This is a genomic window from Curtobacterium sp. MCSS17_008 (genome assembly GCF_003234185.1).
Lineage (GTDB): Bacteria > Actinomycetota > Actinomycetes > Actinomycetales > Microbacteriaceae > Curtobacterium.
The window spans coordinates 147,181-168,755 of sequence record NZ_QKSM01000004.1 but is presented as its reverse complement, the minus strand read 5'-3'; the positions used below and the strand labels follow the sequence as shown (position 1 = coordinate 168,755).

Here is a 21,575-nt window from a genome sequence, read left to right as displayed (position 1 = left end):
CGCTGATGCGCATCGGCGTCATCACGTTCCCGGGCTCGCTCGACGACCGCGACGCCCAGCGCGCGGTCCGCCTGGCGGGTGCCGATCCCGTCGCGCTCTGGCACGGCGACCACGACCTGCAGGGCGTGGACGCGATCGTGCTCCCCGGCGGGTTCTCCTACGGCGACTACCTGCGCGCCGGTGCGATCGCGGCGAAGGCCCCGATCATGGCCGAGGTCATCGACGCCGCCGGCAGGGGCATGCCCGTGCTCGGCATCTGCAACGGCTTCCAGATGCTGGCCGAGGCCCGCCTGGTCCCGGGCGCGCACACCCGCAATGCCCACCAGCAGTTCATCCGCCGCGACCAGAAGCTCCGCGTCGAGAACGCCGACACCGCGTGGACGTCCGGGTTCACCGCGCAGCAGGAGATCACCATCCCGCTGAAGAACGCCGACGGCCGTTTCGTGGCCGACGCCGACGAGATCAAGCGCATCGAGGACAACGGCCAGGTCGTGTTCCGCTACGTCGGCGTGAACCCGAACGGGTCGATCGACGACATCGCGGGCGTCTCGAACGAGCGCGGCAACGTCGTCGGGCTCATGCCGCACCCCGAGCACGCGACGGAGCCCGGGTTCGGCCCGGACACCCCCGCGGCCATGGCCTCCGGTACGGACGGCCTCACCTTCTTCACCTCCGTGATCGAGTCGACGCTCGTCAAGTGACGACCACGCCGACCACCACGACTCCAGTGACAGGGAACGACAACACCGTGACGACCCACGTTCGCCCGAAGCCCGACACCGTCCAGGACGCCGCCGCAACCCCCGACAAGGAGCAGCCGTACGAGGCACTCGGGCTCAAGGCCGACGAGTACGCGAAGATCCGCGAGATCCTCGGTCGCCGCCCCACCTCGGGCGAGCTCGCCATGTACTCGGTGATGTGGTCCGAGCACTGCTCGTACAAGTCGAGCAAGAACTACCTGCGTCAGTTCGGCAAGAAGGTCACGCCGGAGATGACGAAGAACCTCATGGTCGGCATGGGCGAGAACGCCGGTGTCGTCGACGTCGGCAACGGCTGGGCGGTGACCTTCAAGGTCGAGTCCCACAACCACCCGTCGTACGTCGAGCCGTACCAGGGTGCCGCGACGGGTGTCGGCGGCATCGTCCGCGACATCATCTCGATGGGCGCACGTCCGGTCGCAGTCATGGACCAGCTCCGCTTCGGCGCGATCGACCACGAGGACACGCAGCGCGTCGTGCACGGCGTCGTCGGCGGCATCTCGTTCTACGGCAACTGCCTCGGCCTGCCGAACATCGGCGGCGAGACCTACTTCGACCCGGTGTACCAGGGCAACCCGCTGGTCAACGCCCTCGCGGTGGGCGTCCTCCGCCACGAGGACCTGCACCTGGCCAACGCGTCCGGTGCCGGCAACAAGGTCGTGCTCTTCGGCGCCCGCACCGGTGGCGACGGCATCGGCGGCGCCTCGATCCTGGCATCCGACACCTTCACCGAGGGCGGCCCGACGAAGCGCCCGGCCGTCCAGGTGGGCGACCCGTTCGCCGAGAAGGTCCTCATCGAGTGCTGCCTCGAGCTGTTCCAGAAGGAACTGGTCGAGGGCATCCAGGACCTCGGTGCCGCGGGCATCTCGTGCGCCACGAGCGAGCTCGCGTCGAACGGCGACGGCGGCATGCACATCTCGCTCGACGACGTCCTGCTCCGCGACCCCACGCTCACGGCGGAGGAGATCCTCATGTCGGAGAGCCAGGAGCGCATGATGGCGGTCGTCCGCCCCGAGAAGCTCGACGAGTTCCTCGCGGTGGTCGGCAAGTGGGAGGTCGAGACCAGCGTGCTGGGCGAGGTCACCGGCACCGGCCGTCTGGTCATCGACTGGCAGGGCCAGGAGATCGTCAACGTCGACCCGCGCACGGTCGCCGTCGACGGCCCCGTGTACGACCGCCCGGTCGCCTACCCGACGTGGATCGACGCGCTGCAGGCGGACACCGCAGCCTCGCTCGACCGCCCGTCGGACGGGCCGGCACTGAAGGCGCAGTTCCTGCAGCTGCTCGGCTCGCCGAACCTGGCGTCGAAGAACTGGGTCACGAACCAGTACGACACGTACGTGCTCGGCAACACCGCGCTGTCCTTCCCCGACGACGGCGGCATGATCCGTGTCGACGAGGAGACCGGGCTCGGCGTCACGGTCGCGACCGACGCCAACGGCCGCTACTGCCAGCTCGACCCGAAGCAGGGCGCACGCCTGGCACTGGCCGAGGCGTACCGGAACGTCGCCGTCACCGGTGCCGTTCCCGCCGCGGTCACCGACTGCCTGAACTTCGGCTCGCCGGAGAACCCCGAGGTCATGTGGCAGTTCTCCCAGGCCGTCGAGGGCCTGGCGGACGGCTGCATGGAGCTCGGCATCCCGGTCACGGGAGGCAACGTGTCGTTCTACAACCAGACCGGCACGACCCCGATCCACCCGACGCCGGTCGTCGGCGTGCTCGGCATCATCGACGACGTCGCCCTGCGCGTGCCCTCGGGTTGGCAGGACGACGGACACAACGTGTACCTGCTCGGCACGACGAACCTCGAACTCGACGGTTCGGCGTGGGCGGGCACGGTGCACGGGCACCTCGGTGGTCGTCCGCCGGCGGTGGACCTCGACCGTGAGAAGGCGCTGGCGGACCTGCTGCACGCGGCCGCGAGCGAGCAGCTGCTCACGAGCGCCCACGACCTGGCGGACGGCGGCCTCGGCCAGTCCCTCGCCGAGTCGGTGCTGCGCTTCGGCATCGGCGCCCGCGTCGTCCTCGACGAGCTCGAGCAGCGCGACGGGGTCGACACGGCGACTGCACTGTTCTCCGAGTCGACGGGCCGCGTGATCGTGACCGTCCGCCGTGAGGACGACGTGCGCTTCCAGGGCCTGTGCGACGGCCGGGGCTTCCCGGTGCTGCGCATCGGCGTGACGGACGCATCGTCCGGCTCGCTCGAGGTGCAGGGCGCGTTCGAGGCGACGATCGACGAGCTGCGCGGCACGCACGCCGCGACGCTCCCGGCGCGCTTCGGTGACGTCATCGTCGAGGACGTCGTCGAGGGCTACGTCGGGCGCGGGCCGCTCGACGACCACGGCGCGTTCTCGCCGCGCACCGACAGCTGACCGAGCACCCGGACAGGACCGACCGCATGCCGATCGTCACCCTGCCCTTCGTCGAGCTCGTCGACCGTTTCGGCCCCGTGCCGGACGGCGTCGAGCTCGACGTGTGGGACGTCGAGGGGCCGTACTCCCGTCCGGACGACGTGGCGATCACGCTGCTGCCGTTCTACTTCGCCGGACGGCACCGCTGGCAGTACGTGCACGACCTGCCGAACCTGCAGCTCCTGCAGCTGCCGAGCGCCGGGTACGAGCACGCGCTGCCGCACGTGCCCGAGCACGCGCACGTGGCGAACGGCCGCGGGATCCACGACGACGAGACCGCCGAGCTCGCGGTCGGTCTGGCGCTGACCTCGCTCCGCGAGATCGCGGCGTTCCAGGCCGACCGGGCGGCGGGCGTGTGGGACGCCCGCGAGACCCGGTCGCTCGCCGACCGGCGCGTCACGGTGGTCGGCTACGGGGCGATCGGCTCCGCGATCGCCACCCGGTTCGAGGCGATGCGGTGCGACGTCACCGTGGTCGCCCGCACGGCCCGTGAGCAGGACGGCCGGAGCGTGCACGCGTTCGGCGACCTGCCGGCACTCGCTGCGCGCACCGACGTCCTCGTGCTCATCACCCCGCTGACCGACGAGACCGAACGGCTCGTCGACGCCGACCTGCTCGCCGCCCTGCCCGACGGCGCCCTCGTGGTGAACGTCGCGCGCGGCAAGGTCGTCGACACCGATGCCCTGGTCGCCGAGTTGCAGCGCGGGCGACTGTCGGCGGCGCTCGACGTGACCGACCCCGAGCCGCTCCCGGCGGGGCACCCGCTGTGGACGACGCCGAACACGGTGCTGACGCCGCACGTGGGCGGGAACACGGACCTCAGCGTCCCGCGGACCCTCGACCTCGTGCGTCGTCAGGTCGCCGCACTGGCCGAGGGCCGCCCCTTCGAGAACCTCGTCGACGCCTGACCCGAGCAGGGACGGCGCGACCCGAGCAGGGACGGCGTGACCCGAGCAGGGACGGCGCGAGCGCGCTTCAGGAGGCGTCGGTCGGCAACGCCATCCCGAGGCTCGGCGCCACGTCCTCGAACCCGAGCGACCGGTAGAGCCGCTGCCCGGGCGGGTCACCGACGAGCGTGATGTACGCCCCCTCCGGCGCCCGTGCCCGGACGTCCGCCACGAGCCACTCGACGACCACCCGTCCGAGCCCACGCCGCTGGTGCGCCGGGTCGGTGGCGATGTCCGCGATGTGGAAGTACCACCCACCGTCGCCGATCGTCCGACCCATCGCCGCGGGGACGCCCTCGGCATCGACCACGTGGACCGCGGACCAGCTGCCCGAGATCGCCCCGGCCCCCTGCACCTCGGTCTTCGGCGACAGCCCGGAGTCGCGCCGCAGCCGCAGGTAGTCCGCGAGCGGCGGCGGCCCGACCACCAGGCGGTAGCCGTCGGTGAGCGCCCCGGAGGACGCCGACGACCGGGTCGTCACGAGCGGGCGGTGGTCGGCACGGGGACGATGCAGGTCGGCGACCCGACGGCGATCTGTGCGACGGCCTCCCCGGGCACGCCGTCCTCGCCGGTCGGCAGCACGGCGATCGCGTCCGACATCTGGTTCGCCACGAGCAGGTACCCGGGCACCTGTGCGAAGTGCCGCGGCCACACCCCGCCGCACGACGCCGAACCGACGATCGAGAGCCCGTCGTCCGCGGTGTCGAGCACCACGACGAGGTCACGACCGCGCACGGCGACGACGACCCGTCCCGCCGTGTCGAGCTCGATGTGGCTGAGCAGCGACTCCCCCACCGGCCCCTCGAAGGTCGCTGCCGAGGCGATCGGCCGGAGGACGCCGGTGTGGTCACGGCGCAGGCGGTGCACGCGGCCGTCGAGCTCGCCGGCCACGACCAGGTCGGCGTCCGGGCCGTCGCCCAGCCACACCATGTGGCGCGGGCCGACGCCCGGGGCGAGGTGGTGCACGCGGACGAGGTCGATGGACGGCGCACCGGTCACCCGGAACTCGTGCAGCGCGTCGCCGCCGAGGTCCGCGACGAGCACGGTGCCGTCCGGCGTCGCGATCGATTGGTGGGCGTGGGGGCCCTCCTGCCGGTCCTCGACGGGTCCATCGACGTCGGGCAGCACGCCGGTGGTGATCGCGGCTTCCGGGACGACCACCCGGTCGCCGCTGCCGTGCGCGCTGACGACGCCGTCGCTCGCCGTCATCGAGGCGGCGTGCGACTCGGCGGCCTCGAGCGACACCGCGGTCACGGTGCCCGAGACGTAGTTCGCCACGACCAGCGCGCCGGACGGGTCGACGCGGACGTGGCACGGGGCGTCACCGCCGGCGTCGGCGTCCCAGAGGTGCTCGAGGGCGCCGCCGGCGTACCGGAAGGCCGAGACGCTGCCGTCCGCCACCTCGGAGACGGCGTAGACGCGGTCTCCGGAGAGGGCGAGGAACGACGGGTCGTCCATCACGGCAGCGGTGCGGGCGGTGGTCCCGTGCACCACCGAGATGCCGGTCGCCGTGCCGCCACCGGTCGCCGTGTACGACCCGACCAGCAGGTGCAGGGCGTCAAGCTCCGACACCCCGCCGAGCTCCGACACCCCGCCGAGCCCCGACGCCCCGCCGTGCTCCGCGCTCACCGCTCGCCGCCCGCGATGCGCTCGTGGTGGTGGATGACCTCCGCGACGATGAAGTTGAGGAACTTCTCCGCGAACGCGGGATCCAGGTGCGACTCCGCGGCGAGCTGCCGGAGCCGGGCGACCTGCACCTGCTCACGGCGGGGGTCGGCTGCCGGCATGCCGGCAGCCGCCTTGAGGTAACCGACCTGCTGGGTGTACTTGAAGCGCTCGGCGAGCATGTGGATCACGGCGGCGTCGATGTTGTCGATGCTCTGCCGGATGCTCGCGAGCTCGGCGACCGCTGCGTCGTCGTGGACGGGCGTGGACTCGTCGGCACTCATGCCGCGAGCCTACCGGCGGCCCTCCTTCGCCGGGAGTCGGTGACCCGTGCGGCGGCACCGTTCCTGTGGAGGACCTGAGCACCGCTTCGGTGCTGCGAGAATGGAGCCCATGTCTGTCCTGCTCGTGATCTCGGGCGTCTGCGCGGTCCTCGCGGGCCTCGTGCACGTGTACATCTTCTTCCTCGAGTCCGTCGCATGGACGAGTCCCCGCGTGCGCCGCGTCTTCGGCATCGCATCGGAGTCCGAGGCGCAGGCGACCCGCTCCCTCGCCTTCAACCAGGGCTTCTACAACCTGTTCCTCGCGATCGGCGCGATCCTCGGCGTCGTCCTGGTGCTCGCGGGCAACGGCGCGACCGGCTGGACCCTCGTCGTGTTCTCGACCGCGAGCATGCTCGGCGCCGCCGTCGTCCTCGCCGGCACGGGCCGCCGCTACCTCAACTCGGCCTTCGTGCAGGGCTCGCTCCCCCTGATCGCCCTGCTCTTCGCCTTCATCGGCTCCACGTTCACCGCCGCGTAGCCGCCACGCCACGCCGTTCCGCACCACCTGCGGGCCGGGAGGCGCGGTGCCGGCTCGCGCCGCGCCTCCCGTCCGACTGGTGGGAACCGCGCCGCACACGACAGCAGACGCCGGGTCGCGATCGCGACCCGGCGTCCAGCGGTGGTCCCCCTGTGGCTGTCGGTCAGCCGACCTTCCCCGCGAACTCGTCCGGCAGCCGGTCGAGCGCCCACTCGATCGCGGCGGTCGTGCCGAGCGAGAACGCATTCGAGACGTCCGCGTCGTCGACGACGATGGAGTGCCCGGCCTGCACGGAGGGCACCTTCTGGAACAGCGGGTCGGACTCGGCCTTCGACGCGTCGACGTAGATCGGCAGGACCACCGTCAGGTCGGCGTCGAGCAGGTCGAGGTTCTCCTGGGACAGGCTGACCGAGAAGGCGTCGCCGGCCTGCTGGTCGACGGCCTCCGGGATCGTGAAGCCGAGCTGCTGCATGAACGTCGAGCGGCTGTCCTTCGAGGCGTACGCGCCGAAGCCGTCGGCCGTGTAGGACCCGACGACGGCGGTCTTGCCGTCGAACTCCGGGTGCGCATCCCTGGCCGCGGCGTAGGCGTCGTCGAGGTCGCTCAGCAGCTGCTTGCCCTCGGACTCCTTGCCGAGCGCCCGCGACACCAGGTCGACCTGCTGCTCGGTGGTGGTCAGGTAGTTCTCCCCGCCCTTCGGCACCGCCACGGTCGGGGCGATCGCCGAGAGCTTCGCGTAGCGGTCCTTGTCGCCAGAGCTCTTCGTGTCGAGGATCAGGTCCGGCTCGAGCTTCAGGATCTGCTCGTAGCTGGGCTCGAGCGTCTGGATGATCGTCGGCTCCTCCGTGTAGGCGTCCTCGAGCCAGGGTCCGACGCCGTCGCCGCCGAAGGCCAGCCAGTCGCTGGCGCCGACGGGCTGCACGCCGAGCTCGAGCGCCGTCTCCGCGTCACCCCAGCCGAGGGCGACGACGCGCTTCGGCTGCGACGGGATCTCGGTCGTGCCGAGCGCGGTCTCGATCGAGACGGGGAAGGCGCCGCCCGAGCCCGAGGCGTCGTCGGAGGCGTCGGGCGACGAGGAGCCGGAGGTGCACCCGGCGAGGACGAGGGACGCGGCGACGACGGCGCCGGCGGCCGCGAGCACGCGGCGGACACCGCGCGCAGAGGGGGAGGTTCGGATCACACAGGTAAGGCTACCCTAATCACCGCCTTCCGGGGTGGGGAGCGGCTAGGCTCCGTCCCCGTGGAGTACTCCGATCCCGACCGCACGCAGCTGGCCGTGCTCGGCTCCCCCATCGCCCACTCGCTCTCCCCCACGCTGCACACGGCGGCCTACGACGTGCTCGGGGTCCCGTTCACGTACGGGAGGCACGAGGTCGCGTCCGGCGGACTGGACGCGTTCGTCGCGGGGCTGGGTCCCGACTGGCGCGGGCTGAGCCTGACGATGCCGCTCAAGCGGGACGTGCTGCCGATGCTCGACCGAACCACCCCGCTCGTCGACGAGCTCGGGGTCGCGAACACCGTCGCGTTCCGGCAGGAGGGCGGCCGCATCGTCACGGCCGGCGCGAACACCGACGTCGAGGGGATCGTCCGGCCCGTCGAGGCGCTCGGGCACCTGCCGGGCGAGGCCACGATCCTGGGCGGGGGCGCCACCGCGGCGAGCGCCCTCGCGGCGGCCGTGCGGCTCGGCGCGGTCGACGTCCGGCTGTTCCTGCGCGACACGGCGAAGGCCGGACCGCTCGTCGAGCTGGCCGTGCGCCTCGGGGTGACGCTCGAGGTACTGCCGACGGACTCGCTCCCGGGGACCCGGCACGGGTTCCTCGTGTCGACGCTGCCCGGGGGTGCCGCCGATCCGCTCGAGCTGCTGCCGTCGGGGCCGGACGCGGTGCTGTTCGACGTCGCGTACGAGCCGTGGCCGACCGCTGCCGCGAGCCGGTGGGCGGCTGCCGGCGGACGGGTGCTCAACGGGCTCGACATGCTCACCGAGCAGGCGATCGGGCAGATCCGGTTCTTCCTGACCGGGGACGACACGGCGCTGCTGCCCGACGAGGCCGCGGTGCGCCGGGCGATGCGGCTGTCGGTGGGACTGCCGGAGACGATCACCGCCTGACGGGGTCGACCGGGTCGACGCGCGCCGAGCGAGGACGCCGTCTCCGTCCGCGGCACACGGGGACGGCCGGGCCACTCTGAGCTCGCCCGCCCCCGTCCTGGAATGTTGTATTTCGACCGCTATGATCGACCGGTGCTCGCCTCGTCCCCCGATGTCGCCCGCACCAGCTCGCCGTGGCTCGAACGCCTGATCGAGAGCCCGTCGTCGCGATCCCGGACGATCCGACGCGCCGCACGCATCGCACTCCCGGCGCTCCTGACCGTCTACAGCACGTGGTACGACGCCCTCGCGGCCGGTCGTGCCCCGGCCTGGACCGAGGTCGCGCTCTTCGCCGTGACCGGGTCGTCGCTCGTCATCGCGCGCCGGGCGCCGATCGTGCCCTCCGCCCTGGCACTGCTCTGCTGGGCGGTGACCGAGTCGTGCTCCTTCGTCGTGGTGATGAGCTCCGTCGTCGCCGAGCGTCGGCCACGCTGGTGGTGGGCGGCACTCCTGGTGTTCCTGGCGGTGCACCCGCTCGGGTTCGTTCCCACCCCGTGCGCCTACCGCGCCGGCCACGTGACCCTGCCGGAGGCGACCGCCCCGCTGCTCGGCGTCGCCCTGCCTGCGGCGCTCGGTGCCGTCGTCGGTGAGACGCGCCGGGTCGTCGCCGCCCGCGAGCAGCGGCTCCGGGCCGAGATCGACCGGGCGACCGCCGTGGCCGAGACCGCCGCGATCGAGGAACGCCTGCGGATGAGCCGTGACGTGCACGACCTGGTCGGCCGGAGCCTGAGCCGGGTGGCGCTGCACGCCGCCGCGATCGAGGCCACCACGAAGGAACCCCGGACCGCCGAGCTCGCCGCGAGGACGTCGCGTGCGGCCGCCCAGGCGGTCGCGGACCTCCGGTACGTCGTCGGCGTCCTCCGCGCTGCCGCCAGCGCACCGGTCAGCGCGCGCCTGCTCCGCGACGAGGTCGACGACGCCCGGCACCGCGGACACCCCGTGCACCTGGAGGGCACGGGCGTGCTCGGGCAGCTGGACGACGCCCCACGTGCTGCGCTCGAAGCCGCGGGAGCCGAGGGGGTGCACAACGCCCTGAAGCACGCTCCGGGCGCAGCGGTCCGGGTGACGGTGGCTCCCGTGGGAGACCGGGTGGTCCTCCGCGTGACCAGCGGACCGGTCAGCGCTCCCGCCCCGGGAACCGACGACACCGCACCAGGACCGGGCGGTGCGGCGGCACCGTCGCTGGGGCACGGCCTCGCGATCGCAGCGGAGCGCCTGGCGGCCGTGGGCGGCTCGCTCACCGCGGGACCGTCCGAGGAGGGGTTCGACCTGCGCGCGGAGGTGCCGCGGTGATCCGGGTGCTGCTCGTCGACGACGACGACGAGGTCCGTGAGAGCCTCCGCCTCGTCGTCGAGCACGAGGGCGACATGGTGGTCGCCGCCGAGGCCGCCTGCGGCGAGCGCGCCGTGTCGGTCGCCGCCGCCGTCCGCGTCGACGTCGCGGTCGTCGACGTGCAGATGCCCGGCATCGACGGTGTCGAGACCACCCGACGTCTCCGCGCGCTGCCCCGCCCGCCGGCCGTGCTCGTCGTCACCGCCTTCCGGCCGGACGACCGGCCGCTCGGCGCGCTCGAGGCCGGTGCCGCCGGCTTCCTGCTCAAGGCCTTCCGACCGCAGGAACTGCCCGCCGCCATCCGCGAGGTCGCGGCCGGACGACAGGTCCTCGCCCCGGCCGTCACCGCGACGGTCGTCGCCGAGGCCATGCGCGCCCGGACGCGGGACCCGGAACCGCTGCCACCGGACGACCTCGGCGACCTCACCGACCGGGAACGACAGCTCTGCCGTGCGGTCGGCGAAGGGCTCACCAACGCGCAGATCGCCGCTGCGCTCGGCATCACGGCGACGACCGCGAAGACGTACGTCTCCCGTCTGCTCGACAAGCTCGGGCTGCAGAACCGGACCCAGCTGGCGATCCTCGCGCACCGCGCCGGTCTGCTCTGACGCCGCCCGGGAGGCACGGCGGGCGTCCCCGGGTCCACCTTCGGAGACGTGGGTGGTCGCCACCCGCTGCGCAGCATGGAACCCCCGTCATCCGAGGAGAGCACCCATGTCCCGACTCCGTCCGGCTGCCGTCGCAGCCACCGCCGGCGCGCTGGCGTTCGCCGCGCTCTGCGCCGACGTCACCCCCTCCGCCGCGAGCACGACGCCCGAGCTGTCGGCGTCGCTCGAGATGTCCGACGCCACGACCTGGTACGCCGGCGGCCGGTTCGTCGTCCGCAACGAGGGTCGTTCGGCGTCCGACTGGCGCCTGACCTTCCGGGTGCCGAGCGGGTCGTTCCAGAACTGGGCGTCGTGGATGACCACGACCGAGCAGGACGGCGACCGCGTCACGATCGCCTCGACGCAGCCCCTCGCCGCCGGCGCGACCGCCGACGTGTCGTTCGGGCTGACCGGCGACGGCAGCACGGTGCCCGGCGTCGAGTCGTGCACGCTCGGTGAGGCCACCGCGGTCAGCGGGTGCAGCGAGGACGACCCGGACGAGCCGAGCGAGCCCGACGAACCGGGTGAGCCCGAGGAGCCCGCCGACACCACCGCGCCGAGCGCCGTCGGCGACCTGCGGACCACCTCCGTCGGCACGACCGAGGTCCGTCTCGACTGGAGCGCCGCGACCGACGACCACGCGGTCTCGTCCTACGAGGTCCGCCGCCGCGGCGCCGACCCGGTGACCACGAGCGGCACGTCGGCGACGGTCACCGATCTGGCGCCGGGCACCGGGTACCGCTTCGAGGTGGTCGCTCGCGACGCCGCCGGCAACACCGGCCCTGGAACCACCGTCGACGTCACCACGGCACCCGAGCCCGTCGCCCCGGCCCGCCTCGACGTCCGCGCGGACGCCTCGACCGCGCCGGTGCAAGCCCGGGGCGACGCCGAGCAGGCGCGTGCCGCGGAGGGCCGGCAGTTCCGTCACGCGAACACCGACCCGACCGGGCGCTTCGTGACGGCGGGGACGCCGGTCCGGTTCGACGTGCCGGAGGGGGTGACGGGCCTCCAGGCCGTCGTCTCGCTCCACGGGACGTACAGCGGTCGCAACGGCGGCGGCAACGCGGGCGCCCGAGCCTTCGACCTGCACCCCGGCACGAACACCGTCACCGCGCCGATCGACGGCTTCGTGTACCTGCGCGACCGGTCGGCGGCGGGCTCCCGCACCACCGTCGTCACCGTGACCGGCGGCGACGCCGTCGCGACCTTCGTCGAGGGCGAGAGCGACGAGGCGACGTTCGAACGGCAGGTCGCCGAGTTCGACGCGCCGTTCGCGATGCTCGTCGGCGACGACGTCATGCTCGAGGTGCAGAAGCCCGTGCTGCAGCGGAACCTGATCGACAAGGGCATCGACGCAGCACCACGCATCCGGATGATCGAGCGGTTCGTGGCGGAGACCGACGCGGTGTTCGGTCTCGACCGGACCGCGACCGGCACGGCTGGGCGAGCGCCGCACCGCGTCCTCGTGACGAACCCCGACGACGGGGCCGCCTACGCCAGTGCCACGCACGACCGCATCACCTTCCACAACCGGTCCGGCTCCATGGCACACCTGCTGTCCCGGCCGCCGAAGGACCAGTGGGCGTTCTGGCACGAGGTCGGGCACACGTACCAGCCGGACTGGATGAACTGGTCGGGCCTGATGGAGGTCTCCGTGAACGTCCCGGCGTTGGCGAACCAGGAGCTCGTCAACCAGGGACCGGTGAACCGGTTGGACGAGCAGTCCGCCGGCATCGAGACCTTCTTCCGGCAGCCGGTCGACCAGCGGCGGTTCGACGAAGCCGGCCAGTGGGTGCGCCTGCTCATGTTCGACCAGCTGCGGCGGGCCTACGGCGAGGACTTCTTCCCGCGCCTGGCCGAGCAGTTCCGGGTCGAGCGGCTGCTCGGCGCACCGGTCCCGAGCGCGACCGACACGGACGCCCGCAAGCAGCAGTTCGCCCTCCGGGCCGCGCAGGTCGCAGGCCAGGACCTGTCGGGCTTCTTCGACGCGTGGGGCTTCGGTCTCACCGCGGAGACCCGGCAGCAGCTCCGGCGGTACCCGGCACCGTCGTTCGACATCAGCACGAACCGGCACCGCCCGACCGACCGCGTCGAGCACCTCGTCTCCCGGACGGTGAGCGACAGCACCGTGACGGCGTCCGGCACCGCGGTGTGGGGCCAGCACGCCCTCGGCGACAGCATCGACGCCGACGTGACGCTCGCCGACGGGACCTCGCGCGGGCGGACCGCGGTCGTGGCGCCGACCATCGGGCGCGGTACCGGACGCGCCGTGGCGGAGGTCGTCGAGCGCGACGGCTCGGTGCACGCGTACGCCTCGGCGGTGGACGTCCGCCGCGGCACGATGGTCTCGTTCCTCGGCTCGTCGGACAACTGGATCAACGGCCTCGCACTCGACCCCTCACGGTCACGGCTCTCCGTGGCGGTGACCGAACACGCGGCTGCGCACAGCCGCTACGGCGACGCCCACTACTTCGGTGCCGACCTCGTCGCCGCGGACGGCACCACGGTCGCGTCGAGCACCACCCGCGGCAAGGAGTACGGCTACCGGTTCGCTCGCGAGCTCGACGGCACCGAGTACCGCGACGGGCAGTACCTCGTGCTCATGCACCGGGAGCCGCAGAACCGCCTGCAGCGCTGGAGCGAGGACACCGCGATCCCGCAGAGCTCGGCCGTCGAGCAGGCGTTCCGGATCCAGGGCGACGCGCTCGTCCCCGTCCCGCTGAGCGAGGTACCGGGCCGCTGAGCGAGGTGCCCGGCCGCTGACGGGCGTACCGGACCGACGACGACCGCGGCACGCTCAGGCGACGACGCCGTCCAGGTAGTACCAGCGCCCCTGCTCGCGCACGAAGTCGCTGGTCTCCTCGAGGGTGCCGCGCTCGTCGTCGGTGCGCCACCACGCGCGGAAGGCGACGGTGCCGCGGGAGTCGAACGGGCCTCCTGCCCGGGTCGACACGATGTCCAGGCGGGTCCAGCGCTGGGCCGGGTCGAGCGTCAGCTCGTCCGGGCGGGTGCGCGGGTGCCAGGTCAGGAGCAGGTACTCGGGCAGGCCGAGGGCGAACGCGGTGAACCGGGAGCGCATGAGCCGCTCGGCCGTGGGTGCTGCCGCGCCGCCGTGCAGGGGCCCGCAGCACTCGCCGTAGGGGTTGCCGCTCAGGCAGGGGCAGCGCTGTTCGTCTTCGGGGACCACCCCGGCACGCTAGCAGCGGCGCGCACCCCTCCCGCCGGGCGGCCTATCCCGCTGAACACCGGTGTTTCCGCTGCGAACACCCGGGAAGCGGTGTTCCCACGACGAACACCGATGTTCAGCGGGCCGGGCGGGTGCAGGGGCGGCAGGGGCGGCGGGGCGGCGGGTGCTCGCAGCCGTGCGGGGTAGAAGGGACCTGTGTTCCGGCTCGGCTGGCAGGTGTTGTGCGGGCGCCTCGGAGAGGTCGTCGACCCCGCCCGTGCCCGTCGTGCCGCCTGGATCGCCGGAGCGATCGCCATCGTGGCGCTCGCGGGGCTCGTCGTGCTCGCGGTCGTCGACCGGCCGTCCGGCTCGGCGGGAGCGGGCGTCGTCCGCTCCGTGCTCACGATCGCGTTCTCGGCGCTCGCGGTCTGGGCGATCGCCTACTCGTGCTTCCCGACCGCGCGCGAGGTCGGCCCGGAGTTGCGGATCAACGGACGTCAGATCCGTCCCGACGGGCAACTGTCCGTGCGGGCGTCGGTCCAGCCGTACCTGGAACGCCGAGCGCGCCCGGTCGACCCGGAGGACCGCGAGCACGTCCTGAACGACGTGCCGCTCCTGCAGCGTGGACTCGTGCGGCGGCTCTCGCGGCTCGGGCCGTTGCTGCTCGGGGTGGCGAGCGGAGGCGCGGCGGGCCTGGCCGCCGGACAGGTCGAGGTGTTCGTCGTCCTGTGGCCGTTCGTGTACCTGCTCCTGCTGCCGGACATGGTGGTCCGTCTCGGTCGGGCGGAGCGCGCGCGGCTCTCTGCCCTCGAGACCGATCCGCCGGCCCCGAAGCACCGACCTCCGTGGCGCCGCACACCGCACGGCTCGAAGCTGGACCTCCCCGAGTAGCTCCCGGGCCGGTCGCCGTGCGTCCGTGGAGCAGAAGACGTCGAGTGGCGCGACCGGACCCGACGTCTTCTGCTCCATGGACGGCGCGCGGGCCACGGTGAGAGAGTGCTCGCGCCGCACCCGCACCCGCACCCGCACACGCACCCGCACCACTGTCGGCCGCGCGGGGCACACTGGGCGCATGTGTGGAAGGTTCGTCGTCTCCGACACCACGGCCGATCTGCTGCCCGAGCTCGTGGGTGAGCTCGCCGCGCGCACCGAGCACGTCGACGAGGACACCGGCGAGGTGCACGCCGGCCTCGCTCCGAGCTGGAACGTCGCCCCGACGGACCCCGTGTACGCCGTCCGGCAGCGCCACGGGCAGCGCGAGCTCCCGCAGATCAGCTGGGGCTTCGTGCCGAGCTGGGCGAAGGACTTCCAGAAGCAGCGCCCGAAGCCGATCAACGCCCGCATCGAGACGGTCGCGACGAGCGGCATGTTCAAGCGCGCGTTCGCGACGAACCGCTGCATCGTGCCGGCGCTCGGCTACTACGAGTGGGTCGTGCGCGAGGACGGCAAGGAACCCCACTTCGTCCACGAGCCGGGCGGCGCGCTCGCGATGGCCGGCGTCGTGAGCGCCTGGCCGGACCCGACCAAGCCCGAGGACGACCCCGACAAGTGGCGGCTGTCCCTCGCGATCATCACGCGTGATGCGCACGTGGCACCGGGCGAGGTGCACGACCGGATGCCGGCGTTCCTCACCCCCGACGGCTACGACGACTGGCTCGACGGCGGCCTCGGCACCGACGACCTGCTCGCCCTGCTCGACCACGAGTCGCTCGCCGTCGCGGCGGGGCTCGAGCAGTACGAGGTCTCGCGTGCGGTGAACAGCGTCCGGAACGACGGCCCGCAGCTCATCGAACCGGTCGCCTGAGCACGGCGCGACGCGCGGTCGACCCCTGGTCGCCTGAGCACGGCGCGACGCGCGGCAACCCACCGGGCGCGACCACGCGCGACGGACGGGAGGCCCGGATCACGTGCGCCTGTCGGCTGACGTGCTCCGGGCCTCCCGCCCGGTGCTGCGGGTCGGGACCCGCGGATCAGGACCCGGAGCGGCGCCGCACCCCCGTCGTGACGGCGGAGCCGTCGCCGGACCGGCGCCGGACCACCAGGAACGCCCCGGCGAGGACCATCGCGGCGGCTGCCAGGCCGAGGCCGACCAGCCCGGTGGCGCCCGTGAAGGCGAGCTTCGCGATGTGGGCCACCGCGGCGATCCCGGTCGGGTAGGAGACCTCGATCGTCGCCCGGACCAGCTGCGCCGCGCTGTCCCGGACGGTGTAGTCGATCGAGGTGCGGGCGGCCCAGCCGTGCTCGGGGGTGAAGACGACTCGCCCTCGCTCGACCTGCCAGGTGCCCATGCCGCCGACGACGACGCGGTCGGTCGGTGCGCCGGTGGCGGGGTCGACCAGGTGCAGGGTCGCGGGCAGGAAGTGCGCGCCGCCGCTGGCGTGGTCGTTGTCGGTCGGGCGGACGCTGACCGCGTGGTCCACGGCACCGGTGGCCGAGTCGTCCGCGGCGGTGGCGGCCGCGACGACCGTCATGACCGCGGTGGCCGTCGTGTCCTGGCCGGACGCGTCGGTCACCGTGTAGGTGAACCGGTCGGTGCCGGTGAACCCGTCCGCGGCCTCGTACAGGTACGAGCCGTCGGACTGCACCGAGACCGTGCCGTGCGCCGGCTTCCGGTCGAGGGCGGCGGTCAGACCGGCGCCCTGGTCGTTGCGGAGCAGACCGTGCCGGGCGTCACGGGCGACCGCGGTGCCGGCGACCGTGCGTGCGCTGTCGTCGACGGCGTCGATCGCGACGGTGATCCACACGGTGGCGTCCGCGGTCTGGCCCTCGGCGTCGTGGTCGCGGTAGGTGACCGTGTCCGTGCCGGAGAAGCCCCGCTCCGGGGTGTAGACGAAGGTCCCCGCGCCGGCGATCCGCACGGTGCCGTGGTGCGCGGTGCCGGCGGACACGACCCGCAGGTCGGAGCCGTGGTCGTTGCCGAGCACCCCCGGGTCGACCGCCGTCACCGGGGTGCCGGCGGCGGTGTGGGTGCGGTCGTCGGCCGCGACCGGGGTGACGGTGATGGTCACGAGACCGGTGGCCGTGGAGCCTTCGGCGTCGACCGCGGTGTACGTGAAGGTGTCGGTGCCCGAGAAGCCCTTCGCCGGCGTGTACACGTACGAGCCGTCCTTGCCGAGCTCGACGGTGCCGTGGCGCGGCTCCCGGTCGGGCTTCGCCCACAGCCCCGCGCCGGAGTCGTCGGTCAGCACGCCGGAGGCCGCGGACATCCGCAGGGTGGAGTTCGTGGTGGTGGTGCCGCGGTCGGCCGTCGCGACGTTGCCGACCAGCACCGTGACCGTCGCGGTCGCGGTCTGCCCGGAGGCGTCGGTGACCGTGTACGTGAAGGTGTCGGTGCCGGACCATCCCGCGGTCGGCGTGTAGACCGGGGCGCCGTCGGCCGCGGTGGTGACGGTGCCGCGGCGCGGTGCGGTGTGGCCGGTGACGGTGAGCCCGGTGCCGCGGTCGTTGCCGGTCAGCACGGTCCCGCCGAGCGGCAGGGCGGTGCCGGACGGGGTCTGCAGCACGTCGTCGGCCGCGGTGGGTGCGACGGTGACGCGGACGGTGGCCGTCGCGGTGGAGCCGGTGCCGTCGGTCACCGTGTAGGTGAACGTGTCGGTGCCGGAGAAGCCGTCGGCGGGCGTGTAGGTCACACCGGTGCTGTCGGTGCCCGTGCCGGCGACGCGGACGGTGCCGTTCGCGGCCGTGCCGACCCCGGTCACCCGGAGCGCGCTGCCCTTGTCGTTCGCGGTCACCGGTACGTCGACCGGGGTGCCCGCCGTGGTGGTGGCGGTGTCCTCGACGGCCTTCGGCGCGACGGTGATCGTGACGGTGCCGGTCGTGGTGCCGCCCGACCCGTCGGTGATCGTCACGTCGAAGGTGTCCTTGCCGGAGTAGCCGGTGTCGGGCGTGTACGTGTACGAGCCGTCCTTCCCGACCTCGACCGTGCCGTGACCCGGCTCGGTGTTGCCGGTGACGCCGAGGTCGGTGCCGGTCGCGCCCTCGAGCACGCCTTCGTCCGCGGGGACGACGAGGGTGCCGTCGGCGGTGGCGTCGGCGTCGGTCGCGGCGACCACGGGCGTGGTCGTCACGGTGACGGTGCCGGTGGCCTGCTGTCCGTCGGCGCCGGTGACGTCGTAGGAGAACGTCGCCCCGCCCGAGGTGCCCGGAGCCGGGGTGTAGGTGACGGTGCCGTCGGCGTTCAGCACGACGGTGCCCGCGCTGGGCCGGCCGACGCCGGTGACGACGAGGCCGGAGCCGTGGTCGTTGCCGGTCAGGTCACCCGTGGTCACCGTGACGGGCTGCCCCGCCGTCGTGCGGATGCGGTCGTCCTCGGTGCGGGGCGTGACGGTGATCTCGACCAGGCCGGTGGAGGTCTCCCCGTCGGCGTCCGTCGCCGTGTACGTGAAGCGGTCGGTGCCGGACCAGTCGGTGGCCGGCGTGTACGTGTACGAGCCGTCCGCAGCCAGCTCGAGCGTGCCGTGCAGCGGCTGCTCGCCGGCCTCCGCGGTCAGGCCGGTGCCCTCGTCGTTCGCGAGCACGCCCTCGGCCGCCGAGACGGTGAGCGTGGTGGACGCCGGGACGGACGCGGCGTCGGCGGACGCCTGCGGGCCGACGACCACGACGACCCAGGTGGAGTCGGTGCGGCCGGAGGCGTCACGGACGTCGTACCAGAAGGTGCCCGTGCCCGAGAAGCCGTCGGCGGGCGTGAAGACCGCGTTGCCGTCCCCGTCGAGGGCGACCGTGCCGTTCGTGGCCCTGCCGACGCCGGTGACGGTCAGCCCGGTGCCGGAGTCGTTGCCCGTCAGGGTCGTCAGCGCGACGGCGACCGGGGTGCCGGCCGTCGTGGCGGTGTCGTCCGGACGAGCGGTCGGCGAGACCGCGACCGTGACGGTCGCGGGCTCCGATGTACGGCCGGAGCCGTCGGTCACCGTGTACGTGAAGGTGTCGGTGCCGGACCAGTCGCGGACCGGGGTGTACCCGACGGTGCCGTCGGTGTCCACGACCGCGGTGCCGTGGGCCGGGGCCGTGGCGACCCTCGGCGTGAGGTCGGTGCCGGTGTCGTTCCCGGCCACGTCGATCGCGACGGGCTCGTTCGCCGTGGTGACGGCGTCGTCCGCGGCTGCCGTGGGCATCACCACCAGGGTGACGGTGCCGCTCACGACCGTGCCGGCGCCGTCGGTGGCCTGGTACGTGAAGGTGTCCGTGCCGGAGTACCCGGTCGCGGGCACGTACGTGTAGGTGCCGTCGGGGTGCAGCGTCAGCGCGCCGTGGGTCGGCTGCGTGTTCGAGCGGATCGTCAGGTCGGTGCCGCGGTCGTTGCCGAGGACGCCGTCCGCGCGGGTCGTCGCCGTGGCGGTGCCGCCGGCGGCCACGGTGATCGTGTCGTCGGTCGCCGCGGGGCGTACGAGCACGGACACGGTGACGGTGTCGGTCTTCCCGTTGCCGTCGGTGACCGTGTAGTCGAAGGAGTCCTCCCCCGACCAGCCGTCGGCCGGGGTGTACGTGTACGAGCCGTCCTTCCCGACGCTGACGGTGCCGTGTGCGGGCTGCGTCGAGCCGGTGACGGTCAGGCCGCTGCCCTGGTCGTTGCCGAGCAGGCCCGGTGCCGCAGCGGTGGTCGGCCCGCCGGCGGTGACGGTGATCGTGTCGGGAGCGGCCGAGGGCAGGACCGTCACGGTGACGGTCGCCGTGGTGGTCGTGCCGTTGCCGTCGGTCGCCGTGTACGTGAAGGAGTCGGTTCCCGAGAAGCCCTGGGCCGGGGTGTAGCGGTACGACCCGTCCTTCCCGAGCACGAGCGTGCCGTGGGCCGGGTCGGTGTGGCCGGTGACGGTCAGGTCGCTGCCGCTGTCGTTGGCCAGGAGGCCCGTGGCCGCGTCCGCCGTCGTCGTCGCCCCCGCGCGCACCGAGAAGGCGTCGTCGGCGCCGGTCGGCGACACGGTCACCGTCACGGTGCTCGTCGCGGTCCGCCCGGACCCGTCGGCCGCGGTGTAGGTGAACTGGTCGGTCCCGGAGAAGCCCGTCGCCGGCGTGTAGGTGAAGCCGCCGTCGGCCGAGGTCGTCACGGAGCCGTGCGCCGGGGTACCGGCGGACTGCACGGTCAGGCCGGTGCCGGAGTCGTTGCCGAGGACGCCGTCGGCGGGGACGACCAGCCGTGTGCCGACCGGCGTGCGGTAGGAGTCGGGCTTGGTCGCGACGTGCGTGAGCTCGAGCGTGTTGGTGAAGGTGACGACCACGTCGGTGCCGTCGGCGGTCGCCGCCTGCGGGAAGCGGAACGTCGCCGTGCCGCCGCTGCCGGTCGCGACGGTGCGCTTGGTCGACAGGTCGACCGCCTGCCACGTCGTGCGGTAGTGCGCCGGGTCGGTGGTGCCGGCCGGCTCCTGCGTGACCGTGTAGTCCTTGTCCGGGGTCGTGAGGAGCGCGCCGGCGGTCTTCGGCTGGACGCCCGTGGCGGTGCCCGTCGTCGTGCCGGAGGCGCCGGGCGTCGTGGTCTTGATGCCGTCGCCCGCGATCGCGAGGGTGAACTGGTCGGTGTCCTTCCACCGGTCGTCGACGGAGGCCTGTCCGGTCAGCGTGTCCGCGTAGTTGCAGGTCGCGAGGTCGGTCGCGCCGAAGTTGCCCGAGACGGCGAAACGGCGGATCTCGGCGCCGGAGGTCGGGTCGAGCTGGTACACGGTCGTCGTGCTGACGTTGTTGGCCGTCGCCGTCGACGAGACGTAGAGGTACCCGTCGGACGAGAACGCGATGCCGGGGCTGTTCGTGCCGCTCGGCAGCTGACCGATCTCGGTGGTGCTGAGGGCACGGCCGCTCACCGGCATGGACGTCGTCGGCAGCTCGGTCGTGTCGACGCGGTACACCTTGTGCGCGGCGACGACGAACATGAGACCGCGCGAGCTGAACGCGAAGTCGCCGTTCACGCTCGTGCCACCGGCCGAGTTCGTGGTCGTCATGCCGGTCAGGGTGCCGACCTGGCCGAGGGTCTTCCCCGCCGTCGGGTCGTACGCCCAGATCCTGGTGGAGTCACCGTAGTAGTAGATGCCGGTGACGGGGTTGACCGCACCGCGGATGACCGAGTGGACGCCGTCGGTGGGGATGGTGGCGAGCACCTGTCCGGTCTTCGGGTCGTACTGCTTGATCGTCGCACTGCCGCCGTTCGACGCTCCGAACATCGAGACGCCCTCGCGGGAGATGCCGAGACCGTTGTTGCCCTCGGTGCCCAGGTCGGTGACCGGCACGTTCTGGCCGGCGGTCGAGCCCTGCGTGATGTCGACGGCGACGACCTTGCCCGCGGCGTTGACCGCGTAGAGCGTGTTCTGGTCGCAGACGAGGCGCCCGTTGCTCAGCGCGGTGACGGCGGCAGCAGGCTCGGCGGCGACGACCGCGGTGGTCGCGGAGACACCGGCTCCGACGAGCAGCGCCGTGCCGAGCATCGCGACGAGGCGGCGGCCGGGCCGGCGATCGGACAGGGGGCGACGACCTGCGAGGTCGTCACCGGGCACAGCGGTGCCCTGGTGCACAGGCAGCATGAGTCACTTTCGGGTCGAGACGATGCCGACACCAGGCTCAGTGGACGGTCCGTGCAGGGGGACGGTCGCTGGCGTCGTCTCGATCCTGGCAGAACCCTGAGCGTTGGAGGGGACATCGCGGGTCCCCAGTAGGGGGGACCACCCGTTCTGGGGTCATCGGATGTACCCCGGACACGAACGGGAGGCCCGGATCACGTCCG

General features: G+C 73.1%; 16 protein-coding genes. 10 read left to right on the top strand and 6 right to left on the bottom strand.

Translation table 11 applies throughout. The annotated features are described in order from the left end of the window. Positions 1–5: 5 nt before the first annotated feature. From purQ to DEJ23_RS06455, 3 genes are read left to right on the top strand one after another with little or no spacing between them, the layout of a single operon-like run. On the top strand, positions 6–701 hold the full coding sequence (gene purQ / locus DEJ23_RS06465; protein ID WP_111239559.1) for a phosphoribosylformylglycinamidine synthase subunit PurQ: 696 nt from the start codon (positions 6–8) through the stop codon (positions 699–701). A gap of 47 nt (positions 702–748) precedes the next feature. After that, positions 749–3,130 (top strand): phosphoribosylformylglycinamidine synthase subunit PurL, encoded by a 2,382-nt coding sequence (gene purL / locus DEJ23_RS06460; protein ID WP_258375293.1) that lies wholly within the window; start codon positions 749–751, stop codon positions 3,128–3,130. A gap of 26 nt (positions 3,131–3,156) precedes the next feature. Then, on the top strand, positions 3,157–4,077 hold the full coding sequence (locus DEJ23_RS06455; RefSeq protein WP_111239452.1) for a 2-hydroxyacid dehydrogenase: 921 nt from the start codon (positions 3,157–3,159) through the stop codon (positions 4,075–4,077). A 67-nt stretch (positions 4,078–4,144) separates the two neighbouring features. Here DEJ23_RS06455 and DEJ23_RS06450 read toward each other — a convergent pair whose 3' ends face one another. From DEJ23_RS06450 to DEJ23_RS06440, 3 genes are read right to left on the bottom strand one after another with little or no spacing between them, the layout of a single operon-like run. After that, positions 4,145–4,597: a GNAT family N-acetyltransferase gene (locus tag DEJ23_RS06450; RefSeq protein ID WP_111239451.1), complete on the bottom strand. Its 453-nt coding sequence runs from the start codon at positions 4,595–4,597 to the stop codon at positions 4,145–4,147. Further along, positions 4,594–5,745: a beta-propeller fold lactonase family protein gene (locus tag DEJ23_RS06445; RefSeq protein WP_111239450.1), complete on the bottom strand. Its 1,152-nt coding sequence runs from the start codon at positions 5,743–5,745 to the stop codon at positions 4,594–4,596. Before DEJ23_RS06445 ends, DEJ23_RS06450 begins: the two co-directional genes overlap by 4 nt. Beyond that, positions 5,742–6,065: a chorismate mutase gene (locus DEJ23_RS06440; RefSeq protein WP_111239449.1), complete on the bottom strand. Its 324-nt coding sequence runs from the start codon at positions 6,063–6,065 to the stop codon at positions 5,742–5,744. The genes DEJ23_RS06445 and DEJ23_RS06440 overlap by 4 nt, the downstream gene beginning before the upstream one ends. A gap of 109 nt (positions 6,066–6,174) precedes the next feature. On the opposite strand from DEJ23_RS06440, the gene DEJ23_RS06435 reads away from it, so the two are divergent. Next, on the top strand, positions 6,175–6,582 hold the full coding sequence (locus tag DEJ23_RS06435) for a DUF1304 domain-containing protein (protein WP_181429153.1): 408 nt from the start codon (positions 6,175–6,177) through the stop codon (positions 6,580–6,582). A 163-nt stretch (positions 6,583–6,745) separates the two neighbouring features. On the opposite strand, the gene DEJ23_RS06430 is transcribed toward DEJ23_RS06435, so the two are convergent. Further along, positions 6,746–7,762 (bottom strand): iron-siderophore ABC transporter substrate-binding protein, encoded by a 1,017-nt coding sequence (locus tag DEJ23_RS06430; RefSeq protein ID WP_258375291.1) that lies wholly within the window; start codon positions 7,760–7,762, stop codon positions 6,746–6,748. Between the two features lie 60 nt (positions 7,763–7,822). On the opposite strand from DEJ23_RS06430, the gene DEJ23_RS15645 reads away from it, so the two are divergent. The 4 genes from DEJ23_RS15645 to DEJ23_RS06410 all read left to right on the top strand — a co-directional run bounded on the left by DEJ23_RS15645 (position 7,823) and on the right by DEJ23_RS06410 (position 13,450). Further along, a complete protein-coding gene (locus tag DEJ23_RS15645; protein WP_181429152.1) occupies positions 7,823–8,689 on the top strand; it encodes a shikimate dehydrogenase in 867 nt (288 codons plus the stop codon). Positions 8,690–8,821: 132 nt separating this feature from the next. Then, complete coding sequence (locus tag DEJ23_RS06420) at positions 8,822–10,021, top strand: sensor histidine kinase (RefSeq protein WP_181429151.1); 1,200 nt, start codon at positions 8,822–8,824, stop codon at positions 10,019–10,021. After that, entirely contained in the window at positions 10,018–10,668 is a 651-nt protein-coding gene (locus DEJ23_RS06415) for a response regulator transcription factor (RefSeq protein ID WP_111239446.1), read from the top strand. The genes DEJ23_RS06420 and DEJ23_RS06415 overlap by 4 nt, the downstream gene beginning before the upstream one ends. A 106-nt stretch (positions 10,669–10,774) precedes the next feature. Next, positions 10,775–13,450 (top strand): M60 family metallopeptidase, encoded by a 2,676-nt coding sequence (locus tag DEJ23_RS06410; RefSeq protein ID WP_111239445.1) that lies wholly within the window; start codon positions 10,775–10,777, stop codon positions 13,448–13,450. 54 nt (positions 13,451–13,504) lie between these two features. Here DEJ23_RS06410 and DEJ23_RS06405 read toward each other — a convergent pair whose 3' ends face one another. After that, a complete protein-coding gene (locus DEJ23_RS06405; protein WP_111239444.1) occupies positions 13,505–13,894 on the bottom strand; it encodes a YchJ family protein in 390 nt (129 codons plus the stop codon). Positions 13,895–14,089: 195 nt separating this feature from the next. Here DEJ23_RS06405 and DEJ23_RS06400 point away from each other — a divergent pair, with 195 nt between their 5' ends. Both DEJ23_RS06400 and DEJ23_RS06395 read left to right on the top strand, forming a co-directional pair. Then, entirely contained in the window at positions 14,090–14,764 is a 675-nt protein-coding gene (locus tag DEJ23_RS06400; protein ID WP_111239443.1) for a hypothetical protein, read from the top strand. A gap of 181 nt (positions 14,765–14,945) precedes the next feature. Beyond that, on the top strand, positions 14,946–15,677 hold the full coding sequence (locus DEJ23_RS06395; protein ID WP_111239442.1) for an SOS response-associated peptidase: 732 nt from the start codon (positions 14,946–14,948) through the stop codon (positions 15,675–15,677). Positions 15,678–15,843: 166 nt separating this feature from the next. Here DEJ23_RS06395 and DEJ23_RS06390 read toward each other — a convergent pair whose 3' ends face one another. After that, the gene (locus tag DEJ23_RS06390) at positions 15,844–21,375 is read right to left on the bottom strand and encodes an S-layer family protein (protein WP_111239441.1); all 5,532 of its coding nucleotides are present in this window, start codon (positions 21,373–21,375) and stop codon (positions 15,844–15,846) included. Positions 21,376–21,575: the final 200 nt, after the last annotated feature.